16 protein-coding genes and 1 tRNA gene are annotated in these 17,941 nt (G+C 69.8%); 10 read left to right on the top strand and 7 right to left on the bottom strand.

Features of this window, described 5'->3' with window-relative positions:
* Position 1: 1 nt before the first annotated feature.
* Both AAD528_RS13510 and AAD528_RS13505 read left to right on the top strand, forming a co-directional pair.
* Positions 2-1,459: a purine-cytosine permease family protein gene (locus AAD528_RS13510; RefSeq protein ID WP_345752601.1), complete on the top strand. Its 1,458-nt coding sequence runs from the start codon at positions 2-4 to the stop codon at positions 1,457-1,459.
* Positions 1,460-1,593: 134 nt separating this feature from the next.
* Positions 1,594-2,601, top strand: coding sequence for an AraC family transcriptional regulator (locus AAD528_RS13505; RefSeq protein ID WP_345752600.1), 1,008 nt, complete (start codon positions 1,594-1,596; stop codon positions 2,599-2,601).
* An 85-nt stretch (positions 2,602-2,686) separates the two neighbouring features.
* Here AAD528_RS13505 and AAD528_RS13500 read toward each other — a convergent pair whose 3' ends face one another.
* From AAD528_RS13500 to AAD528_RS13490, 3 genes are read right to left on the bottom strand one after another with little or no spacing between them, the layout of a single operon-like run.
* Positions 2,687-3,241, bottom strand: a complete 555-nt coding sequence (locus tag AAD528_RS13500) for a YceI family protein (RefSeq protein ID WP_345752599.1) — start codon at positions 3,239-3,241, stop codon at positions 2,687-2,689.
* 14 nt (positions 3,242-3,255) lie between these two features.
* Complete coding sequence (locus AAD528_RS13495; RefSeq protein ID WP_345752598.1) at positions 3,256-3,672, bottom strand: Rid family hydrolase; 417 nt, start codon at positions 3,670-3,672, stop codon at positions 3,256-3,258.
* A 38-nt stretch (positions 3,673-3,710) separates the two neighbouring features.
* A complete protein-coding gene (locus AAD528_RS13490) occupies positions 3,711-4,841 on the bottom strand; it encodes an LLM class flavin-dependent oxidoreductase (protein ID WP_345752597.1) in 1,131 nt (376 codons plus the stop codon).
* A gap of 183 nt (positions 4,842-5,024) precedes the next feature.
* Between AAD528_RS13490 and AAD528_RS13485 the strand changes: the two genes are divergently transcribed.
* From AAD528_RS13485 to AAD528_RS13455, 7 genes are all read left to right on the top strand, one after another.
* Positions 5,025-6,473, top strand: a complete 1,449-nt coding sequence (locus AAD528_RS13485; protein ID WP_345752596.1) for an MFS transporter — start codon at positions 5,025-5,027, stop codon at positions 6,471-6,473.
* A gap of 37 nt (positions 6,474-6,510) precedes the next feature.
* A complete protein-coding gene (locus tag AAD528_RS13480; protein ID WP_345752595.1) occupies positions 6,511-8,265 on the top strand; it encodes a cation:proton antiporter in 1,755 nt (584 codons plus the stop codon).
* A gap of 149 nt (positions 8,266-8,414) precedes the next feature.
* On the top strand, positions 8,415-10,940 hold the full coding sequence (locus AAD528_RS13475) for an ATP-dependent Clp protease ATP-binding subunit (protein WP_345752594.1): 2,526 nt from the start codon (positions 8,415-8,417) through the stop codon (positions 10,938-10,940).
* Positions 10,941-11,031: 91 nt separating this feature from the next.
* Positions 11,032-11,550: an amino-acid N-acetyltransferase gene (locus AAD528_RS13470; RefSeq protein WP_345752593.1), complete on the top strand. Its 519-nt coding sequence runs from the start codon at positions 11,032-11,034 to the stop codon at positions 11,548-11,550.
* 53 nt (positions 11,551-11,603) lie between these two features.
* Positions 11,604-12,263, top strand: a complete 660-nt coding sequence (locus AAD528_RS13465) for a hypothetical protein (RefSeq protein ID WP_345752592.1) — start codon at positions 11,604-11,606, stop codon at positions 12,261-12,263.
* A gap of 63 nt (positions 12,264-12,326) precedes the next feature.
* The gene (locus tag AAD528_RS13460; protein WP_345752591.1) at positions 12,327-12,626 is read left to right on the top strand and encodes a DUF7882 family protein; all 300 of its coding nucleotides are present in this window, start codon (positions 12,327-12,329) and stop codon (positions 12,624-12,626) included.
* A gap of 234 nt (positions 12,627-12,860) precedes the next feature.
* Positions 12,861-13,274 (top strand): dehydrogenase, encoded by a 414-nt coding sequence (locus AAD528_RS13455; protein WP_345752590.1) that lies wholly within the window; start codon positions 12,861-12,863, stop codon positions 13,272-13,274.
* Positions 13,275-13,322: 48 nt separating this feature from the next.
* On the opposite strand, the gene radA is transcribed toward AAD528_RS13455, so the two are convergent.
* Positions 13,323-14,681, bottom strand: coding sequence for a DNA repair protein RadA (radA, locus tag AAD528_RS13450; RefSeq protein WP_345752589.1), 1,359 nt, complete (start codon positions 14,679-14,681; stop codon positions 13,323-13,325).
* A 66-nt stretch (positions 14,682-14,747) separates the two neighbouring features.
* Entirely contained in the window at positions 14,748-15,704 is a 957-nt protein-coding gene (locus AAD528_RS13445; protein WP_345752588.1) for an L-lactate dehydrogenase, read from the bottom strand.
* 83 nt (positions 15,705-15,787) lie between these two features.
* On the opposite strand from AAD528_RS13445, the gene AAD528_RS13440 reads away from it, so the two are divergent.
* Positions 15,788-15,878, top strand: a tRNA-Ser gene (locus AAD528_RS13440).
* Positions 15,879-16,117: 239 nt separating this feature from the next.
* On the opposite strand, the gene AAD528_RS13435 is transcribed toward AAD528_RS13440, so the two are convergent.
* Both AAD528_RS13435 and AAD528_RS13430 read right to left on the bottom strand, forming a co-directional pair.
* Positions 16,118-17,248 (bottom strand): site-specific integrase, encoded by a 1,131-nt coding sequence (locus tag AAD528_RS13435; RefSeq protein ID WP_345752587.1) that lies wholly within the window; start codon positions 17,246-17,248, stop codon positions 16,118-16,120.
* Positions 17,241-17,843, bottom strand: a complete 603-nt coding sequence (locus AAD528_RS13430; RefSeq protein ID WP_345752586.1) for a hypothetical protein — start codon at positions 17,841-17,843, stop codon at positions 17,241-17,243. Before AAD528_RS13430 ends, AAD528_RS13435 begins: the two co-directional genes overlap by 8 nt.
* Between the last annotated feature and the right edge of the window lie 98 nt (positions 17,844-17,941).

The following is a 17,941-nucleotide window of genomic DNA, read 5'->3' as shown; positions in this document are numbered from 1 at the left end:
CATGGCCATCACAGAACCCACTGTCCCGTCATCCCGCCCCATCACCGCCCAGATCGCGCTCCAGGCCGAGGATCACGCCCTCGTCAGCGTGCCCGCCGCCGATCGCCGCAGCGGCTGGAACCTGTCGATCGGCATCGTCGGCGTCGTCACCGCGCTGGTGATCTTCGCGATCGCCGGCTTCACCGTCATCCTCGCCGGCTTCTGGCTCGGCCTGCTCGCCGGCGTGCTCGTCGGCATCCTCGGCTTCGGGCTGTCGGCCCTGCTCGGCAGGATGAGCTGGGCCACCGGCGTCTCGAGCACGATCACGTCGCGCTTCTTCGGCTTCGGCCTGAAGGGCTCGTCGCTGGGCGCGATCGTGTTCGCGTTCATGATCCTCGGCTTCCTCGCGCTCGAGAGCGCGCTGCTGTACGAGGGCACGATCCTGATGCTCGGTCTCGAGGACACCCTCGCGACGAAGCTCGTGATCTACGGCCTGCTCACGATCGCGTGGATCACGCTGGCGCTGTTCGGGCTGAAGCTCGCGCTGCGCGCCTCCACCGTGCTGACCGTGCTGACCATCGCGGTCGCGATCTTCGTCGTCGTGCAGATCGCCGCGGGCGGTGCGGACCTGGGTGCCGTGTTCACGCAGGAGGGCATCGTCCCCGGCACGTGGTGGGACAAGGTGCAGGCCGCGATCGCCGTGGGTGGCGCGACCGCCGGCACGATCGCCCTGGTCACGAGCGACTTCGCCCGCTTCGCGAAGACGAGGAAGGATGTCGTCATCCTCGCGGCCGCGGGCCCCGTGGTGCAGAACGTGCTCATGACGGTGCTCGGCGCGCTGGTCGTCGTCGGCGGCCTGCCCGCCGTGGTCGACTACCTGATGGCTCGGGACACGGGACTCACGCCCGAGGCCGCCGCGGCTGCGGCCGGCGGGTTCGCGATGGGCAACACGGGCGCGTTCTTCGTGGTGATCGCCGGATGGCTCGGCTTCGTCACGATCTACGCCGCGCAGGCGAAGGCACAGGCGGTCAACGCCTACAGCGGGTCGCTCGCGCTCGTGAACCTCGTCAACGCGCTCACGGGACGCAAGCCGTCGCGCGCGCTCATGGTGGTCGTCGGCAACGTGATCGCCCTCGTGATGATCGCCGGCGGGATCCTCGGACTGTTCAGCGCGTGGCTCGCGTACCTCGGCTGCATGACCCTCGCCCTCGTGGGCGTCATGATCGCCGATTTCTACTTCGTGCGCCGTGGAGCCTACGACAAGCGACGCATCGAGAACTGGAACTGGGCCGGAGTGATCTCGCTGGTGGTGTCGGCGGGCGTCGGGATCTGGATGATCGCGGGCGGCGTCTGGGCACTCGGCTTCCTCGTGTCGCTCGCAGTCGCCCTCGTGCTGTACCCGGTGCTGCGCCGGCTGCTGCCCGAGGGAACCGGCACCGGCTTCGCGTCCTCGGCGGCGGCGCTCGACGAGGCCGCCTGACCCGTTCCGGAAGAGCCCGCGGGCGCGCGCGACCGGTCGCGCGCGCCCGCGGGCTCTCGCCTTCCCAGCCGACCTTTACGTGGCGCGTCCCCCCGTGTCACACAGGCGAAATCCCGAGGGTGTTCCCTTTAGTCATGACCGGTGTCGCGACCCTCACGCCGCTCCAGGACCGGCCGGTCCTGGAAGCGCACCGCGTCGCAGCCACCTCCGTGCTCGGCGACGCGGAGCGCGTCGTGTCCCGCGCTCTCAGCAACCACCGGCTGGTCGACGTGTCGGGTGACATCGCGCTCACGCACAACCGCGCCGCCGTCGGTCGCCTGAGCCTGCACTACATCGACTACGTGGCGGGCGTGACGGTGCTGCCGCAGCACGTGCAGGAGTCGTTCTATCTCGTGCAGGTGCCGCTGCGAGGCTCGCTCGAGCTGCGCGGATCGCGGTCGGTCGCCGAGTGCGGTCCCGGTGAGGCGGTCGTCTCGCTGGTCGGCGGCGACGACTCGATGATGATCTACTCGCCGGACTGCCGGCGGCTGCTCGTGAAGATCCCGCTCGCGCTGATGACCGAGCGCGAGTCGGCGTTGTTCGGCTCCGGCGCTCCGACGATGTTCTCGCAGCGGCGGTTCACGATCAGCGAGGGGCCGGGTCGCACGTGGGCCGACCTCGTGGATGCGTGCCTCGCCGACCTCGACGCGGCCGAAGGCCTGGTCTCGCGCGAGGTCGGCGGCCATTACTTCGAGCGCCTGCTGCTGGACGGCCTGCTGCTCGCGAACGCGGAGGTGCGCGGGCTGCGCCCGTCGGCGTCGAAGACGATGGCCCGCGCCGCCGACTTCATCAACCACCACCTGGGCGACCAGATCACGGTCGTCGACGTCGCCGCGGCGACGCACGTCAGCGTGCGCTCGCTGCAGGAGGGCTTCCGCCGCGAGTTCGGCGCGACGCCTCTCGAGTACGTGCGCAACTGCCGGCTCGACGCGATCCACCGCGAGCTCGAGCGCTCGTCGCCGAGCGAGGCCTCGGTCGGCGAGGTCGCGTCGCGCTGGGGCATGCAGCACCTGGGCCGTTTCGCCGCCGCCTACCGCGCGCGCTTCGGCGAGACGCCCTCGCAGACCCTGCGCGGATCCATCGCCTTCGGCTTCGTCGCCTGAGGCGCTGACGACGCGCTGACGCGCGACCCCGCATGGCGAGATGCCCGCCCCGACCGAGGTCGGGACGGGCATCGTCTCTCGGAGGTCAGGCGTCCTTGACAGCCGAGACGTCCAGCTCGATCTTGATCTTGTCCGACACCAGCCAGCCGCCCGCGTCGAGCGCGACGTTCCAGGTCAGACCGAAGTCGGCACGCGAGATCGACAGGGTCCCCTCGAAGCCGGCGCGGACGGATCCGCGGTGGTCGGTCTGCACGCCGCTCGTCTCGACGGCGATCCGCACCTCGCGCGTGACGTCCTTGATGGTCAGGTCGCCGACGAGCGTGAACTCGTCGTCGCTCTCGACCTCGATCGCGGTGCTGCGGAACACGATCTCGGGGAACGCCTCGGCGTCGAAGAAGTCGGCCGAGCGCAGGTGGGTGTCGCGGCCATCCTGCCCGGTCGTGACGCTGGCGGTGCGGATACGCACCTCGATCGACGCGTCGGCCTCGCCGCGCACATCGATCGTGCCGTCGAAGTCGGCGAACGCTCCGCGCACGGTCGTGACCATGGCGTGGCGGGCCGAGAAGCCCACGCGGGTGTGCGCGGGGTCGATCGTCCAGGTGCCGACGAGCGCTGCGGTGTCGGGGGTGAGGGTGGTCATGTGGTGGCCGCCTTTCAGATGTAGGCCTCGGCGTCGATTTCGATGAGGCAGTCGGGGTGGAAGAGGAACGAGACGCCCACGGTGTTGTTCGACGGCTTGATCTGGCCGAAGACCTCACCGTGGGCCTTGATCACGTCGCCCAGCTGCGACGCGTCGGTCAGGTAGCAGTTCGTGCGCACGACGTGCTCGAAGCCCAGGTCGAACTTCTCGAGCACGGCCTTCATGCGCGTGAACGCCTCGACGCACTGGGCGTACATGTCGCCCTTGTGCTCGGGGGCGACGCCGTCGGGGCCGGCGAGCGCCGTGCAGCCCGAGACGATGACGCGCTTGTCGTCGACCTTGATCGCGCGACAGTAGCCGAAGAAGTCCTCGTTCGGCAGGCCCGAGTAGGCGCGCTCTCGCGGGGTGACGGGGGCGGTGATGGTGGACATGATGCTCCTCTTGCTCGGGATCGGTGGGGCGGATCGGATCAGACGGCGGCGGGGGTCAGCACGTTGGCCGCAGGCGAGACGAGCGCGATCTTCTCGCCGTCCCAGCCGTACTTCGGACCGCCGAAGCGCTCGTCGACGGCCGGCATGACCTCCTCGCGGAACATGCGTGCGTTGCGCAGCGACTCCTCGAGCTCCTGCGGGCCGTAGAACGGCTCGATCAGCACCTCGTCGGTGCCGGTCTCGGCGACCTTCAGGAACAGCTCGACGAGCTTCTCGGGGGTGCCGAACGCGGTCTGGCGGTTGTGGAGGTCCTCGACCGTGAGCCTGGCGAACTGGTCCTTGAGGCGCATCCAGTAGTCGAGGTCGCGCGGAAACGCGTCGCCGAGGTCGTTCGCGAGGTGCTTCCAGTAGTCGACCATCAGGTCGAACTCTCGGGCGATCTTGTCCTCGTCGCGGCTGACGAGCGTGAAGAACGGCACGGCGACCTGCCCGGGCCCGTAGCCGTGCTCCTGGCGCGTGCGCTGGAAGAACTCGATGGTCTCGGCGAGGGAGTTGCCCGTCGCGGCCGGCGACTGCGAGCTCGTGATCAGGTTGAAGCCGTTCTCGGCGGCCCACTGCACGGTCGACCAGTTGCCGGACAGCGCCGCGTAGATCGGGAACGGGTTCTGCACCGGCGCCGGCACGAGGGGCCGGTCGGTGGGCTTGTAATGGCTGCCTTGCACGCCGCCGAAACGGCCGGTGTTCAGTGCGTCGGCGGCGATCGCCGCGACCTCGTGCGTCAGCTCACGGGCGCCGTCGAGCGTGCGACCGAACGCCTCGAACTCGCCCTGCGCGTAGCCCACGCCGATGCCGGCCTGCGCGCGGCCGCCGCTGATCACGTCGAGCGTCGCATGGTCCTCCGCGTAGCGGATCGGGTGGTGGAACGACAGCACGTTCACGGCGGTCGCGAGGCGGATGTCCTTCGTGCGGGCGGCGATCGCCGACAGCAGCACGAGGGGCGAGGACACCGCCGCGACGTGGGCGAAGTGGTGCTCGCCTGTCCAGAACGAGTGGTACCCCAGCTGGTCGACGACCTCGGCGAGGGCGAGGTAGTCGAGGTAGTACTGCGTGTCGTCGCGCTTCACGCCGGGGAAGCGGTTCTCGCCGAGCGAGAGGTAGCCGATCTTCATGGTGCGCCCCTTTGTCGTCGTGGTCCGTGGCAGGTGCCGGGCCGACGCGTCGACCGGGCACACTGCGAGTCTGTGCTCGGGGCGGGATGCGGATCGATCCGGCTGACGGCGATCTCTATCCGGAAAGCGCAGACTCCCGCGCACGGCGTCGGACGACGTGCGGGGACGTGCTTTCGTGGCGCCATGGCCGAACCGCTGGAGGGCGCCCGCCGCCGCGGCGCATACGCCGTCGCGGTGGTCGTCGCGGCGCTCACGATCGTCGACCTGAGCAAGGTCAACGTGGCGCTGCCCGCGATCGAGACCGCGCTCGGCCCGGCGCCGGCCGCGCTGCAGCTCGTCGTCGCGGGGTACGTGCTGACCTTCGGCCTCGCGCTCGTGCCCGCGGGCCGGCTGGGCGATCAGCGCGGCCGTCGCCCGCTGTTCATCGTCGGCCTGATCCTGTCGGCGATCGCGAGCGCGGTCTCCGGCGCCGCTCCCGACGCCACCGTGCTGCTCGTCGCCCGGCTCGTGCAGGGCGTCGCCGCGGGCATCCAGATGCCCCAGGTCATCGGGCTGATCCAGTCGCTGTACTCCGGCGCCGCGCGGGCCCGGGCGTTCGGATGGTTCGGCGCGCTGATCGGCACCTCGGTGTCGCTCGGCCCGACGCTCGGCGGCCTCGCGATCGCGCTCGGCGGCCCTGTCGACGGATGGCGGTGGGTGTTCTGGCTGAACGTGCCGCTCGCCCTCGCCGCCCTCGTCGGGGTGCTGGTCCTGGTGCCCCGGCGCGAGGCGGAACGCGTGCGTGGCGGATTGGACCCGGTCGGCCTGCTGCTGTGCGGCGTCGCGGCACTCGCGCTGATGTGGCCGTTCCTGTTCACGACCGGATCTGCGGATGACCCTCCCGTGCGCTGGCTGCTGCTCGTCGTGAGCGCGGTGGCGGTCGCGGGCCTCGTCGCCTGGGAGCGGCGGTACGAGCGGTCTGGGCGCACGCCTCTCGTGCCGTTGGCGCTGTTCGGCTTCCCGTCGTTCCGCCACTCCGTGCTCGTGAGTCTGGCGTATTTCGCGGCCGGACCGCCGCTGTTCCTCGTCACCGCGCTGTTCCTGCAGGGCACCGGGCTCACGCCGCTGCAGGCGGGCCTGGTGACCGTCGGCTTCGCGGTGACGAGCGCGCTCGCCTCCGCGATCGGCGGGCGCTTCCCCTCCCGTGCGCGCGTCCTCGTGGTCTGCGGCTGCGTGATCCTGCTGGGCGCGGTGCTGCTCCTCGCACTGCTTGCGCTGACCGCGCCACGACCCTGGATCACGCCGGGTTTCGTCGCGCTGCTGACGCTCGCGGGCGTCGGCGGCGGGTTCACGGTCGCGGCGAACCAGAGCGTCATGCTGATCGACGTCCCCCTGGACCACGGCGGCGTCGCCGGATCGGTAGGGCAGCTCGCACAGCGCATCGGCACCGCGATCGGTTCGGCCGTGGCGCTCTCGCTGTTCCAGGCGACACTCGCGCACGGCGCGCACCGGGAGGCGTTCGGAACGGCGGCGCTCGCGATCGGCGGCTTCCTCATCCTGGCGGTGCTGTTCGCCCTGCTCGACCTGCGCCGCCGCCGGCGCGCCGGAGCCGAGCGACAGCCCTTCCCGGGAGGGCGCCGCCTGCGGTCCTGAGCGCGAGTGACGCTCGTGAAGGAAATAGCCTGATCCCATGGATCCCGAGGTCTTCTACGTGCTCGTCGGCGCCCTCGCGGTAGGAGCGTTCGCGCGGTGGCGAGGATGGCCCGCGCCACTCGTGATCACGGTGACCGCGATTCTGCTGTCGCTGATCCCGGCGATCCCGACGCTCGACATCGACGGACACCTGCTGCTGAACCTGACCCTGCCGCCGCTGCTGTACTCGGCGGCGCTCGAGGTGTCGTTCGTCGGCTTCCAGCGCAGCATGCCGCACATCCGACGGCTCGGGGTCGGCCTCGTGCTGTTCACGGCCGTGGCGGTCGGGCTCGTCGCGTGGTGGATCATGCCCGAGCTCACGCTCGCGGGCGGCCTGCTGCTGGGCGCGATCGTGGGACCGCCCGATGCCGTCTCGGCCGCGGCGATCGGCCGCAAGCTCGGCCTGCCACGCCGCCTGATGAGCGTGCTGTCGGGGGAGAGCCTGATCAACGACGCGACGTCGCTGACGCTCGTGCGGGTGTTCGCCGCGATCGTCGCCGGCGCGACGACCATCACGATCTGGGACGGCATCTGGTCGTTCATCGTCGCGGTCGTGATGGGCGTGCTCGTGGGCCTGGTGTTCGGGCTCGTGCTGCATCAGCTGCGCGTGCGGCTCGACGATCCGGTCGTCGTCGGCACCGCCGGGCTGCTCGTTCCGTTCGGCGCGTACGCGATCGCCGAGCACATCGGCGGATCGGGCGTGCTAGCGGTCGTCGCGATGGGCCTGTACGTCGGCTTCAACGCCCCGCGCACGAACTACACCACGCGCCAGCAGGACCGGCCGCTGTGGCTGTCGGTCGACTTCCTGCTCGAGAGCTTCGTGTTCGCGTACATCGGGCTGCAGTTCCCGCGCGTGCTGCGCGAGCTCGGCACCGAGAAGGCGGGCGTCACGATCGCGCTGTCGGTCTCGGTGTTCGCCGTGGTGCTGCTGATCCGGCCGCTCTTCGTCTACGGCAGCTACGCGTGGGGCCGCTTCTGGCAGGGGGTGAAGCTCCTGCGCTGGAAGCACTCGCTCGAGGAGTACCGGCGCAACCCGGATCATCCGGGCGCGCGGATGATGCGCAAGAGGCGGGAGGAGCTGCAGCGGCGCGGCATCGAGGTCAACGAGCGCAACCTGCGGCAGCGTGCCCTCGAGCCCGCCCTCAGCGTGCAGGAGCGCGCCGTGCTGTCGTGGGCCGGCATGCGGGGCGTCGTCACGCTGGCGATGGCGGCCGCGCTCCCCGACCTGACCGGCGACGCGATGCCGGAGTCGCACGTGCAGAAGCTGATCGTGGTCGCGTTCGTCGTGACGGTCGGCACGCTGCTGCTGCAGGGCCTGACGCTCGCGCCGCTCATCAAGCGGCTCGGGGTGGGATCCGACGACGAGCGCCGCCAGGACGTCCGGCAGGTCGACGCCATGCGGCAGCGCAACCAGGAGATCGGCAAGGCGTACCTGCGGGCCAAGCGCAGCGAGTGGAAGGAACGCTACGGCCCCGGCGGCGCCGAGGTGTTCGACCGGATGGCGAAGGCGCTGCTGCGGGTCGAGCGCGGCGCCGACAACGCGGGCCAGGTGCTCGACGACGCGGCCGGGTCGGGCCCGGGGTACGAGGACATGGTCGAGCTGCGGCGCGGCTGGCTCGAGGTGCGCCGCGCGACCCTCATTGAGGAGCGCGACCGCGGCAACCTCGGCGAGGAGGTCATGCGCGAGCTCCTCACGGCGATCGACGCCGAGGAGCTCGCCCTCGACACCCGCGGTGCCATCACGCGCGAGTGACCGCGGCTCCCGAAGGGCGGGTCGCGCGGCGCCTCCGCGCTATGCCCACGGCGAACAGCGGTCCGCGGGCCGCTCGCGCTGGCTACCGTGGAATCACGGCGCGGCCCAGGTGTGGGTCGACGTCGCCGGCCTCGCCTAGGAGGAGTGAGATGTTCGAGAGATTCACCGACCGTGCCCGTCGTGTGGTCGTCCTCGCCCAGGAAGAGGCGAAGATGCTCAACCACAATTACATCGGCACCGAGCACATCCTGCTCGGGCTGATCCACGAGGGCGAGGGCGTCGCCGCGAAGGCGCTCGAGTCGCTCGGCATCTCGCTGGACGCCGTCCGCGAGCAGGTGCAGGACATCATCGGCCAGGGCCAGCAGCAGCCGACCGGCCACATCCCCTTCACGCCGCGCGCCAAGAAGGTGCTCGAGCTGTCCCTGCGCGAGGCGCTGCAGCTCGGCCACAACTACATCGGCACCGAGCACATCCTGCTCGGCCTGATCCGCGAGGGCGAGGGCGTCGCCGCCCAGGTGCTGGTCAAGCTCGGCGCCGACCTGAACAAGGTGCGCCAGCAGGTCATCCAGCTGCTGTCGGGCTACCAGGGCAAGGAGCCCGTGGGCGTCAACGCCGGCGCGCAGCAGGAGAGCGACAGCGCCAAGGGCGGGTCGCAGGTGCTGGACCAGTTCGGCCGCAACCTCACGCAGGCCGCGCGCGACAACAAGCTCGACCCGGTCATCGGGCGCGAGAAGGAGATCGAGCGGGTCATGCAGATCCTCTCGCGCCGCACCAAGAACAACCCGGTGCTGATCGGCGAGCCCGGCGTCGGCAAGACCGCCGTCATCGAGGGCCTCGCCCAGGCGATCGTCAAGGGCGATGTGCCCGAGACGCTCAAGGACAAGCAGCTCTACTCGCTGGATCTCGGGTCGCTGATCGCCGGATCCCGCTACCGGGGCGATTTCGAGGAGCGCCTCAAGAAGGTGACCAAGGAGATCCGCACGCGCGGCGACATCATCATCTTCATCGACGAGATCCACACGCTCGTCGGCGCGGGTGCCGCCGAGGGCGCGATCGACGCCGCGTCGATCCTGAAGCCCATGCTCGCCCGCGGCGAGCTGCAGACGATCGGCGCCACCACGCTGGACGAGTACCGCAAGCACTTCGAGAAGGACGCGGCGCTCGTGCGCCGCTTCCAGTCGGTGAACGTCGCGGAGCCGTCGCTGCCGCACGCCATCAACATCCTGAAGGGCCTGCGCGACCGGTACGAGGCGCACCACAAGGTGCAGATCACGGACGGCGCCATCGTCGCCGCCGCGAACCTCTCCGACCGCTACGTCAGCGACCGCTTCCTGCCGGACAAGGCCATCGACCTGCTCGACGAGGCCGGCGCCCGCCTGCGGCTGTCGATCCTGTCGTCGCCGCCGGAGCTGCGCGAGTTCGACGACAAGATCGCCAAGGTCCGCGAGGCCAAGGAGCAGGCCAGCGAGGAGCAGGACTTCGAGAAGGCCGCCTCGCTGCGCGACGAGGAGAAGTCGCTGCTCGCCGAGCGCCTGCGTCTCGAGAAGCAGTGGCGCTCGGGCGACGTCTCGACGGCCGCGACGGTGGACGAGGGCCTGATCGCCGAGGTGCTGGCCCAGGCCACGGGCATCCCGGTGTTCAAGCTCACGGAGGAGGAGACCAGCCGTCTGGTCTTCATGGAGAAGGCGCTGCACCAGCGCGTCATCGGCCAGGAGGAGGCGATCGCCGCCCTGTCGAAGACGATCCGCCGCCAGCGCGCCGGCCTCAAGGACCCGAAGCGTCCCTCGGGCTCGTTCATCTTCGCCGGCCCCACGGGCGTCGGAAAGACCGAGCTCGCCAAGGCGCTCGCGGAGTTCCTGTTCGACGACGAGGGCGCGCTGATCTCGCTCGACATGTCGGAGTTCGGCGAGAAGCACACGGTCTCGCGCCTGTTCGGCGCCCCTCCCGGATTCGTCGGCTTCGAGGAGGGCGGTCAGCTCACCGAGAAGGTGCGCCGCAAGCCCTTCTCGGTCGTGCTGTTCGACGAGATCGAGAAGGCGCACCCGGACATCTTCAACTCGCTGCTGCAGATCCTCGAGGAGGGCCGCCTGACCGACGGCCAGGGCCGCGTGGTCGACTTCAAGAACACCGTGATCATCATGACGACGAACCTCGGCTCGTCGGCGATCGCCGGTGGACCCGTCGGCTTCCAGGTCGAGGGAGACACGACCACGACGTACGAGCGGATGAAGGGCAAGGTCGACGAGGAGCTGAAGCGCCACTTCAAGCCCGAGTTCCTGAACCGCGTGGACGACATCATCGTGTTCCCGCAGCTGTCCAAGCCCGAGCTGGTGCAGATCGTGGACCTGTTCACGAAGCGCCTGAACGACCGCCTGCTCGACCGCGACATGACGATCGAGCTGTCGCAGGCCGCCAAGGAGCGCCTGATCGAGATCGGCTTCGATCCCGCGCTGGGCGCGCGCCCGCTGCGCCGCGCCATGCAGCACGAGATCGAGGACCAGCTGTCCGAGCGGATCCTGCAGGGTCAGCTCGAGTCGGGTCACCACATCCAGGTGGACGTCGAGGGCGGCCGGTTCGTGTTCGAGAACGCCCCGCGCGGCGAGAAGGTCGCGGTGGGCGTGAGCACCCGCGGCGGCATCTCGGCCACGCCGGATCTCGCCGCCGGCGGCAACTGACGGATCCTGTCTCGGAGGGGGCGGTGCCTGTGGGCACCGCCCCCTCCGTCGTTGCGGGCAGACCCAGGAAGCCGCCCATAGGCTGGAGGACATGACCGAGACCGCGACTGCCCAGGCGTTCACGGTGCGCGCCGCGCGCGCGGCCGACATGGTCCAGATCCACCGGATGCTGGAGCCGTTCGTGCAGGAGCGCATCCTGCTCGGCAAGGACCTCGTGGTGCTCTACGAGGCGACGCAGGAGTTCCTCGTCGCCGAGGTCGACGGGCGGATCATCGGCGCCGGCGCACTGCATGTGATGTGGGAGGACCTCGGCGAGGTCCGCACTCTGCTGGTCGACCGCGACTGGCTGCACCGCGGCGTGGGGCGCGCGATCGTCGAAGGGCTCGAGCGGCGGGCGCGCGAGCTGGGGCTCAGCCGTCTGTTCTGCCTCACGTTCGAGGTCGACTTCTTCACGCGGCGCGGCTTCGCACCGATCGGCGAGCAGGTCGTGGATCCGGATGTCTACTCGCAGCTCGTGCGCAGCCGTGACGAGGGCATCGCCGAGTTCCTCGACCTCGCGCACGTGAAGCCCAACACGCTGGGCAACACGCGCATGCTGAAGCTCCTCTAGCCTTCCGGCGCGTGCCGCGGGGACGCTCAGGCGGCCCCGCTTACGCTGGATCCGTGGGATCCGGGCCGCGTCGTCGACACTCGCCCGCCGTGTACCGGCGGCGGCGGATCGCCGTGCTCCTGCTCGCGCTGCTGGTGGTCGCCGGCATCGTCTGGCTCGTGATCGCTCAGCCGTGGCGCGGGCTGGCGGACGTCCTGGCCCAGCCCGCGCCGTCGCCCTCCGCGTCCGCGCCCGCGACGGCCGCGCCGACGCCCAGCGCGTCTCCCTCGCCGAGTCCCACCCCGACCTCCACCGACCCGCCGCGGCCGCAGCCCTGCGACCCGGAGGTGATCGACCTGGTGCCGGTGGTGCACGGCGAGACGTTCGAGACGAAGCCCGTGACCGTCGGGATCACGCTGACGAACACCGGATCCGTGGACTGCACGCTCGACGTCGGGACGTCCAAGCAGCGCTTCGTGATCACGAGCGGCAAGGACACCTGGTGGCGCTCGACCGACTGCCAGAAGGAGCCGAGCGACATGGTCGTCACGCTGACGGCGGGACAGACCGTGGAGAGCGCCGAGCCGCTGACGTGGGATCAGACGCGATCGGATCCCGGCACGTGCGGCGACGAGAACCGGCCCCGCGCCCGCCGCGGCGGGGCGGCGTACCACCTGAGCGTCGAGGTGGGCGACGTGAAGGCGAAGACCACCGCCCAGTTCTTCCTGCGCTGATCCGGCGCGGCATGCGCGGAACGCATATTGGAATTCCGATCCCGAGGCTCCTACCGTGGAGGCATGGGCACGCTCTACTACGGTTCCCAGGGCACGCCGATCGAGATCAACGATCGAGCTCTCGCGCATCTGAAGGCCGTCATCATCGCCAAGCTGCGCCGCGGCGAGGCGTTCACGCTGTCGCTGCAGCATGAGGACGGCAGCGGACGCAGCACGGTCTGGCTGAACGCGGCCATTCCGCTGCGCTTCACCTTCGGGGAGTCGGAGCGGCCCGAGCTCAATCCGCAGTGGCTCGAGGAGCTCGCCGAGTCGGCCAGTCTGCTCGGCGGCATCACGCTCGTGCCGGAGAAGCTCGACGCGTGAGGCCGGATACGGAGAAGGCCCGGAGCGTCGCTCCGGGCCTTTCACGTCGTCCCGCGCAGGTCCCCAGGGTGCCGAGCACCAACCTGCTTCGAGAGTGCGGTGATCCACCAGTCCCCACCGATGCCGCACCCGAACGGGCATGACAAGAGTATCAACGGTCGTTTTCTGAACCTGACAGAATGCTTGATCCTTCCTGGCCGGATCTTTAGATGTGCGTAGCCGTAGGCTGAACGGATGGTGTCCAGGAAGCGCGCGAAGAAGGCCCCCGACGTCGAGTTCCGCTCCGAGGCGCTGGCGCAGGCGCTGGAGCGCCAGGACATGGCCGCCGTGGCCCTCGCGCTGCGCAACGGCAACACCGTCGTGCCCCTGCTGAAGCCCGGCAGGCGCGACGATCCGCTCGACGGCGGCGAGGTCTGGACCTACCGCGATCCGCAGTCCGGGGACGTCGCGCTGCTGCTGTTCAGCGACGCGACGAACAAGCCCGAGAACCTGCCGCCGGGCATCGGCCTCTACTCCGCCGCGTGGCTGCGCTCGTTCCTCGCGAAGCACCGCGACACGATCACGACGGTGTTCCTGGACATCGCCGGCCCGCATCCGATGCAGGCGTCCCCCGCCGACCTCCTGGCGGCGCTGGACCTCGGGGCGTAGCGCGGCCACCGGTCATCGGGCGGAGCGCAGCCGCGTCGAGGGGGCCGCTCAGAACTGCGGCACGTCCTCGAGCAGGTGCAGCTTCCCCTGCGCGCGCACGTCCTCGAGCGCCGCGCGCAGCTTGCCGGAGCGGTCGTCGATCACGCGGTCGTAGCCGAGCCGAGCCGCCTCGCTGCGGCGCTGCGATGCCGCCGACACCGGGCGCACCTCGCCCGCCAGGCTGAGCTCGCCGACCGCGGCGACCTGGCGCGGTGTCGCCCAGTGCAGCACCGAGCCGGCCACCGCGACGGCGATCGCGAGGTCGGCCGCGGGCTCGGTGAAGCGCACGCCGCCCACGGTCGAGACGTACACGTCGAGGTCGCTGGTCTTGACGCCGGCGCGGCGCTCGAGCACCGCGAGCACCATCGCGACGCGGGACGAGTCGACGCCGTGCACGACGCGTCGCGGGTTGGGTGCGCTCGTCGGGATCGTCAGCGCCTGCACCTCGACGGGCATGGCGCGCCGGCCCTCGAGCGCGATCGCGACGCACGTGCCCGGCTCGGGGGAGCCGTGCGAGAGGAACAGGCCGCTCGGATCCGGGACCTCCCGGATCCCGTCGCCGGTCATCTCGAAGCAGCCCACCTCGTCCGTCGGCCCGAAGCGGTTCTTCAGCGCGCGCACGAAGCGCAGCGCGGTCTGCCGGTCGCCCTCGAACTGGCACACGACGTCGACGAGGTGCTCGAGCAGGCGGGGTCCGGCGATCTGGCCGTCCTTCGTGACGTGGCCGACCAGGATGATCGGCAGTCCGCGATCCTTCGCGACCCGGATCAGCGTGGAGGCGACCTCGCGCACCTGCCCCGGCATGCCCGCCGCGCCGTCCGAGAGCGAGGAGGAGACGGTCTGCACCGAGTCGACGATCACGAGCTGCGGCTGGACCGCATCGATCTGCCCGAGCACGGTCGCGAGATCCGTCTCGCTCGCGAGGTACAGCTCGTCGTGCAGCGCGTCGGTGCGTTCGGCCCGCATCCGGACCTGCGCGGGGGACTCCTCGGCGCTGATGTACAGCACGCGCCGGCCCTCGGCGGCCGCCCGAGCGGCGACCTCCAGCAGCAGCGTCGACTTGCCGACTCCGGGCTCGCCGGACAGCAGGATCGCCGCGCCCGGCACGATGCCGCCGCCGAGCACGCGGTCGAATTCGCCGACGCCGCTCGGGCGTCGCGGGGCGTCGGTCGCATCGACCTGGGTGATGGGGCGCGCCGCCGAGGTGGGGATCATCGGGTCGAGCCGGCGCGCGATGCCCGTCTGCTCGGCCGCTTCCACGACCGTCCCCCACTGCTGGCACTCGGCGCAGCGGCCCACCCACTTGGCCGCGGTCCAGCCGCACTCGGTGCACTTGTACGCGGCGGTCGCGGTTCGCTTGCTGGCCATGGATCCAGCGTAGGCGGAGCTTCGGACATTCCTTCGAACCGCGCCCCGGGCGTCCGTAAACGCGGGTCAGCCCTCTCGCACGAGGTCGGTGGTCGCCTTGATCGTCTCGGCCGAGGCGTGCAGCAGGCCGAGCTCGGATTCGGAGAACCTCGTCTCGTGGATCGGGAAGGCGCCCATCGCGCCGACCACCGACGGCACCGACAGGGCGACTCCCGACAGCCCGTGGTAGTCCGTCAGCACGGTCGAGACCGGCAGCACCGCGTGCTCGTCGCGCAGCACGGCCTCCGCGATGCGCGTGGCCGAGAGCCCGATGGCGTAGTTGGTGGCGCCCTTGCCCTCGATCACCTTGTACGCCGCGTGCGCGACGTCGTGCGCGAGCCGGTCGAGCTCCTCGCGCGTGAACGGCTCGCCCGCGTCGGGGTGCCAGTCCAGCAACGGCACGGGGCCGACGGTGGCGCTCGACCACAGCGGGAACTGGCTGTCGCCGTGCTCGCCGACGATGTGCGCGTGGACCGAGCTCGCCGAGACGCCCGCGCGCTCCGCAAGGCGCCAGCGCAGCCGGGAGGTGTCCAGCACCGTGCCCGACGCGAAGATCCGCTCGGGCGGCAGGCCCGTCTGCTCCTGCGCGAGCATCGTCAGCACGTCGCACGGGTTCGACACGATGACGAACACGGCCTTGGGGGAGGCCTCTACGAGCTGCGGGATCATCGTGGCGAAGATCCGCGCATTCGTCCCGACGAGTTCCAGCCGTGTCTGACCCGGCTGCTGCGCGGCCCCGGCGGTGACGATGACGACGTGCGATCCCTCCGTGACGCCGATGTCCGCGGATCCTGCGATGTCGCTGGACCCGGTGAAGAGGGACCCGTGCGCGAGATCGAGCGTCTCGGCTTCGACCTTCGCGGCGTTGATGTCGTAGAGGGCGACGTGACGCGCGGCGCCTCGGATGAGCGACGCGTACGCGGTGGCGGCCCCGACGGCTCCGGCTCCGACGACGGTGATCTTCGGGTTCTCGATGACGGCCATGGCGTCATCCTGTCAGCGGATGCCCAGCGGCGTAAGGCCCGCCCGATTTGGACCGCTCGTGAACCTCCCGTAAACTCGTCGGCGGTGACGTGTCCGAGCGGCCGAAGGTGCAACTCTCGAAAAGTTGTGTAGGGTAACCCCCTACCGTGGGTTCAAATCCCACCGTCACCGCCATCGTCGAAGCCCCGCGAACCCTTGGAAACACTGGGATCGCGGGGCTTTCGCATTCGTGGCGGAAGCTGCTTGACAAGATTCTGACAAGATGCCGGTCAAGTCGACTCACGCTACGGCCATGAGCCGACGCATCGGGGATCAGTGACAGCGTCTACATCAGGACAGCGGTGAGGCTTCAATGTCGGGATGTCGACGACACGTGAGACACACGGACGGGCGCCGTCTCATGCGATGAGTGATCAACGGGCGCCCAGGGCGCTGCGATCCTGCTCACGGATCACGATGACTGGTGCGCCCTGGCGCGCGCGACTGAGCGCGTCCGCGACGTAGTCGAGGTCATCGTCGAAGAGGTCCGCATAGGTATCGAGTGTCATCGCGGCTGAGGCATGGCCGAGCATCCGCTGCACAGCCTTGACGTTCGCCCCAGCGCTGATCGCGAGGCTCGCGGCGGTGTGCCGCAGATCGTGCGGAGTCACAACCGGGAAACTCGCGTCCTTCGCTCGGGTGCGCCTGACCGCCTTGGCGAACCAGCCGTCTTGCGAGTTCGGCAGCCGCAGGTGATTGATGCCGTCGCCGAACAGGAGCTGACTGGGGGCCTTGTCGCGCGCGCGCAGCTGCAGTGACCCGCCGAGGAAGTCGGGGTAGGGAACAGAGCGCGTCACGTGTGTCTTCGGTGTTCCCGTGTGAACCGTACCGTTGACCATGACGGCGTTCTCCTGCACGTGCACGCGACGGCGGTAGAAATCGACGTCGGTGATGCGGAGTGCAGTGGCTTCACCCCAGCGCAGGCCCGTGTATGCGAGGAAATAGACGACCTCGGGATAGGTGGCCTCAGCCGCAAGCTGATCGACCTGCGCATGCGTGAGGTAGACGCGTCGCTTTGGCCGCTTGCGCGGGAGCTTGATGCCGCGCGCTGGATTCTCGTGGATGCGACGGTCGCGCACAGCGGTGTCGAGGACTGAAGCCAGGATGCCGTAGGCACGAATCACGGTCGTGGCGCCCCGGTGGCTGGAGAGCTCGGTCACCCAGGCGCGTACGTCGCTGTACCGAATCGCGCCGATCGGCACCCTTCCCCACCGCGGCGCGACGTGCACTCTCCACGCCGACTCGAGCGGATGCAGCGACGATGGCTTCAACACCGCGGCTTGATCCTGCAGCCACACCTCCGCGAGCGTTGCGACGGTCGCTCGTGAGTCAACAGGATCGATGTACTGGTTCTGCGCTAGTGCCACAGAGACTGCCGCGGCAAACTCCTCCGCTTCCCGCTTAGTCCGGAATCCTCGCTTCGATGTCTGCCTACGGTCGGGCTTGTAGTAGTTGACGTAATACCGCCGGCCCTTGGCCGTCTGGTAGGCGTGGACGCTAGCCACTCGCCGGTCGACCAGCGTTGTAGTTCATGCCCGCGAGCCGCCCCGCGGCGCGCGCCGCGATGATCCATGACGACGCCGTACGGTGCGGCACGCCGAGCTCGCTCTGGATGAGCTTCGCGGGCGGCAGTCCCGCCAGCGCCGCTGACCCGTACAGCAGCTCGATGACCTGCATCCGTGCTTCACCAGACCCGCGCTGCACGACCTCGGCAGCGAGCGACGGTGGCAGCAGCCGCCCCCGCGAGGTGGTCAGTTCGTCGACCGAGATCCAGCGCGCGAGCGGGTCTGCCTCGTCGTCGAGGGTAAGGAAGATGCAGCGCGGCGCCGCGGTCTGCATGATCGCCTGCATGCCGACCTTCGCGACCGTCGGGTAGTTCAGTTCGACGTCGTCTCTGACGGCGGTGTTGGTGACGGACTTGATGACGTACCGGCCAGTATCCGCGACATACATAGCCGTCACCGCCGTCGACACTCCGAGCGTGGCATCCATGGTCGTGGCGATGAATGCGGGAGCAATGCGCAGTGCGGACCCGACGGGCTGCGTCGCATCCTGCGACGTCACGGGGGAGCCTTCGAGCGTTGTCACGTCGACCTTCACCTCCTCAGTTTGTCTAACCGCACGGCGCTTACGCATCTACCGCTTGCAAAGCGTAGCGCATAGTGCTTCACTCGCGTCTAACAACAGTGATCATGCGC

Source organism: Microbacterium rhizophilum (genome assembly GCF_039605615.1).
Taxonomy (GTDB): Bacteria; Actinomycetota; Actinomycetes; order Actinomycetales; family Microbacteriaceae; genus Microbacterium; species Microbacterium rhizophilus.
The sequence above is the reverse complement of the archived record's forward strand: the minus strand, read 5'-3'. Positions and strand labels throughout refer to the sequence as shown.

Bases quoted from the DNA above. Each gene is read 5' to 3' on its own strand.
- AAD528_RS13510 (WP_345752601.1), top strand. From the start codon at position 2: ATGGCCATCACAGAACCCACTGTCCCGTCATCCCGCCCCATCACCGCC.
- AAD528_RS13505 (WP_345752600.1), top strand. From the start codon at position 1,594: ATGACCGGTGTCGCGACCCTCACGCCGCTCCAGGACCGGCCGGTCCTG.
- AAD528_RS13500 (WP_345752599.1), bottom strand. From the start codon at position 3,241: ATGACCACCCTCACCCCCGACACCGCAGCGCTCGTCGGCACCTGGACG.
- AAD528_RS13495 (WP_345752598.1), bottom strand. From the start codon at position 3,672: ATGTCCACCATCACCGCCCCCGTCACCCCGCGAGAGCGCGCCTACTCG.
- AAD528_RS13490 (WP_345752597.1), bottom strand. From the start codon at position 4,841: ATGAAGATCGGCTACCTCTCGCTCGGCGAGAACCGCTTCCCCGGCGTG.
- AAD528_RS13485 (WP_345752596.1), top strand. From the start codon at position 5,025: ATGGCCGAACCGCTGGAGGGCGCCCGCCGCCGCGGCGCATACGCCGTC.
- AAD528_RS13480 (WP_345752595.1), top strand. From the start codon at position 6,511: ATGGATCCCGAGGTCTTCTACGTGCTCGTCGGCGCCCTCGCGGTAGGA.
- AAD528_RS13475 (WP_345752594.1), top strand. From the start codon at position 8,415: ATGTTCGAGAGATTCACCGACCGTGCCCGTCGTGTGGTCGTCCTCGCC.
- AAD528_RS13470 (WP_345752593.1), top strand. From the start codon at position 11,032: ATGACCGAGACCGCGACTGCCCAGGCGTTCACGGTGCGCGCCGCGCGC.
- AAD528_RS13460 (WP_345752591.1), top strand. From the start codon at position 12,327: ATGGGCACGCTCTACTACGGTTCCCAGGGCACGCCGATCGAGATCAAC.
- AAD528_RS13455 (WP_345752590.1), top strand. From the start codon at position 12,861: ATGGTGTCCAGGAAGCGCGCGAAGAAGGCCCCCGACGTCGAGTTCCGC.
- radA (WP_345752589.1), bottom strand. From the start codon at position 14,681: ATGGCCAGCAAGCGAACCGCGACCGCCGCGTACAAGTGCACCGAGTGC.
- AAD528_RS13445 (WP_345752588.1), bottom strand. From the start codon at position 15,704: ATGGCCGTCATCGAGAACCCGAAGATCACCGTCGTCGGAGCCGGAGCC.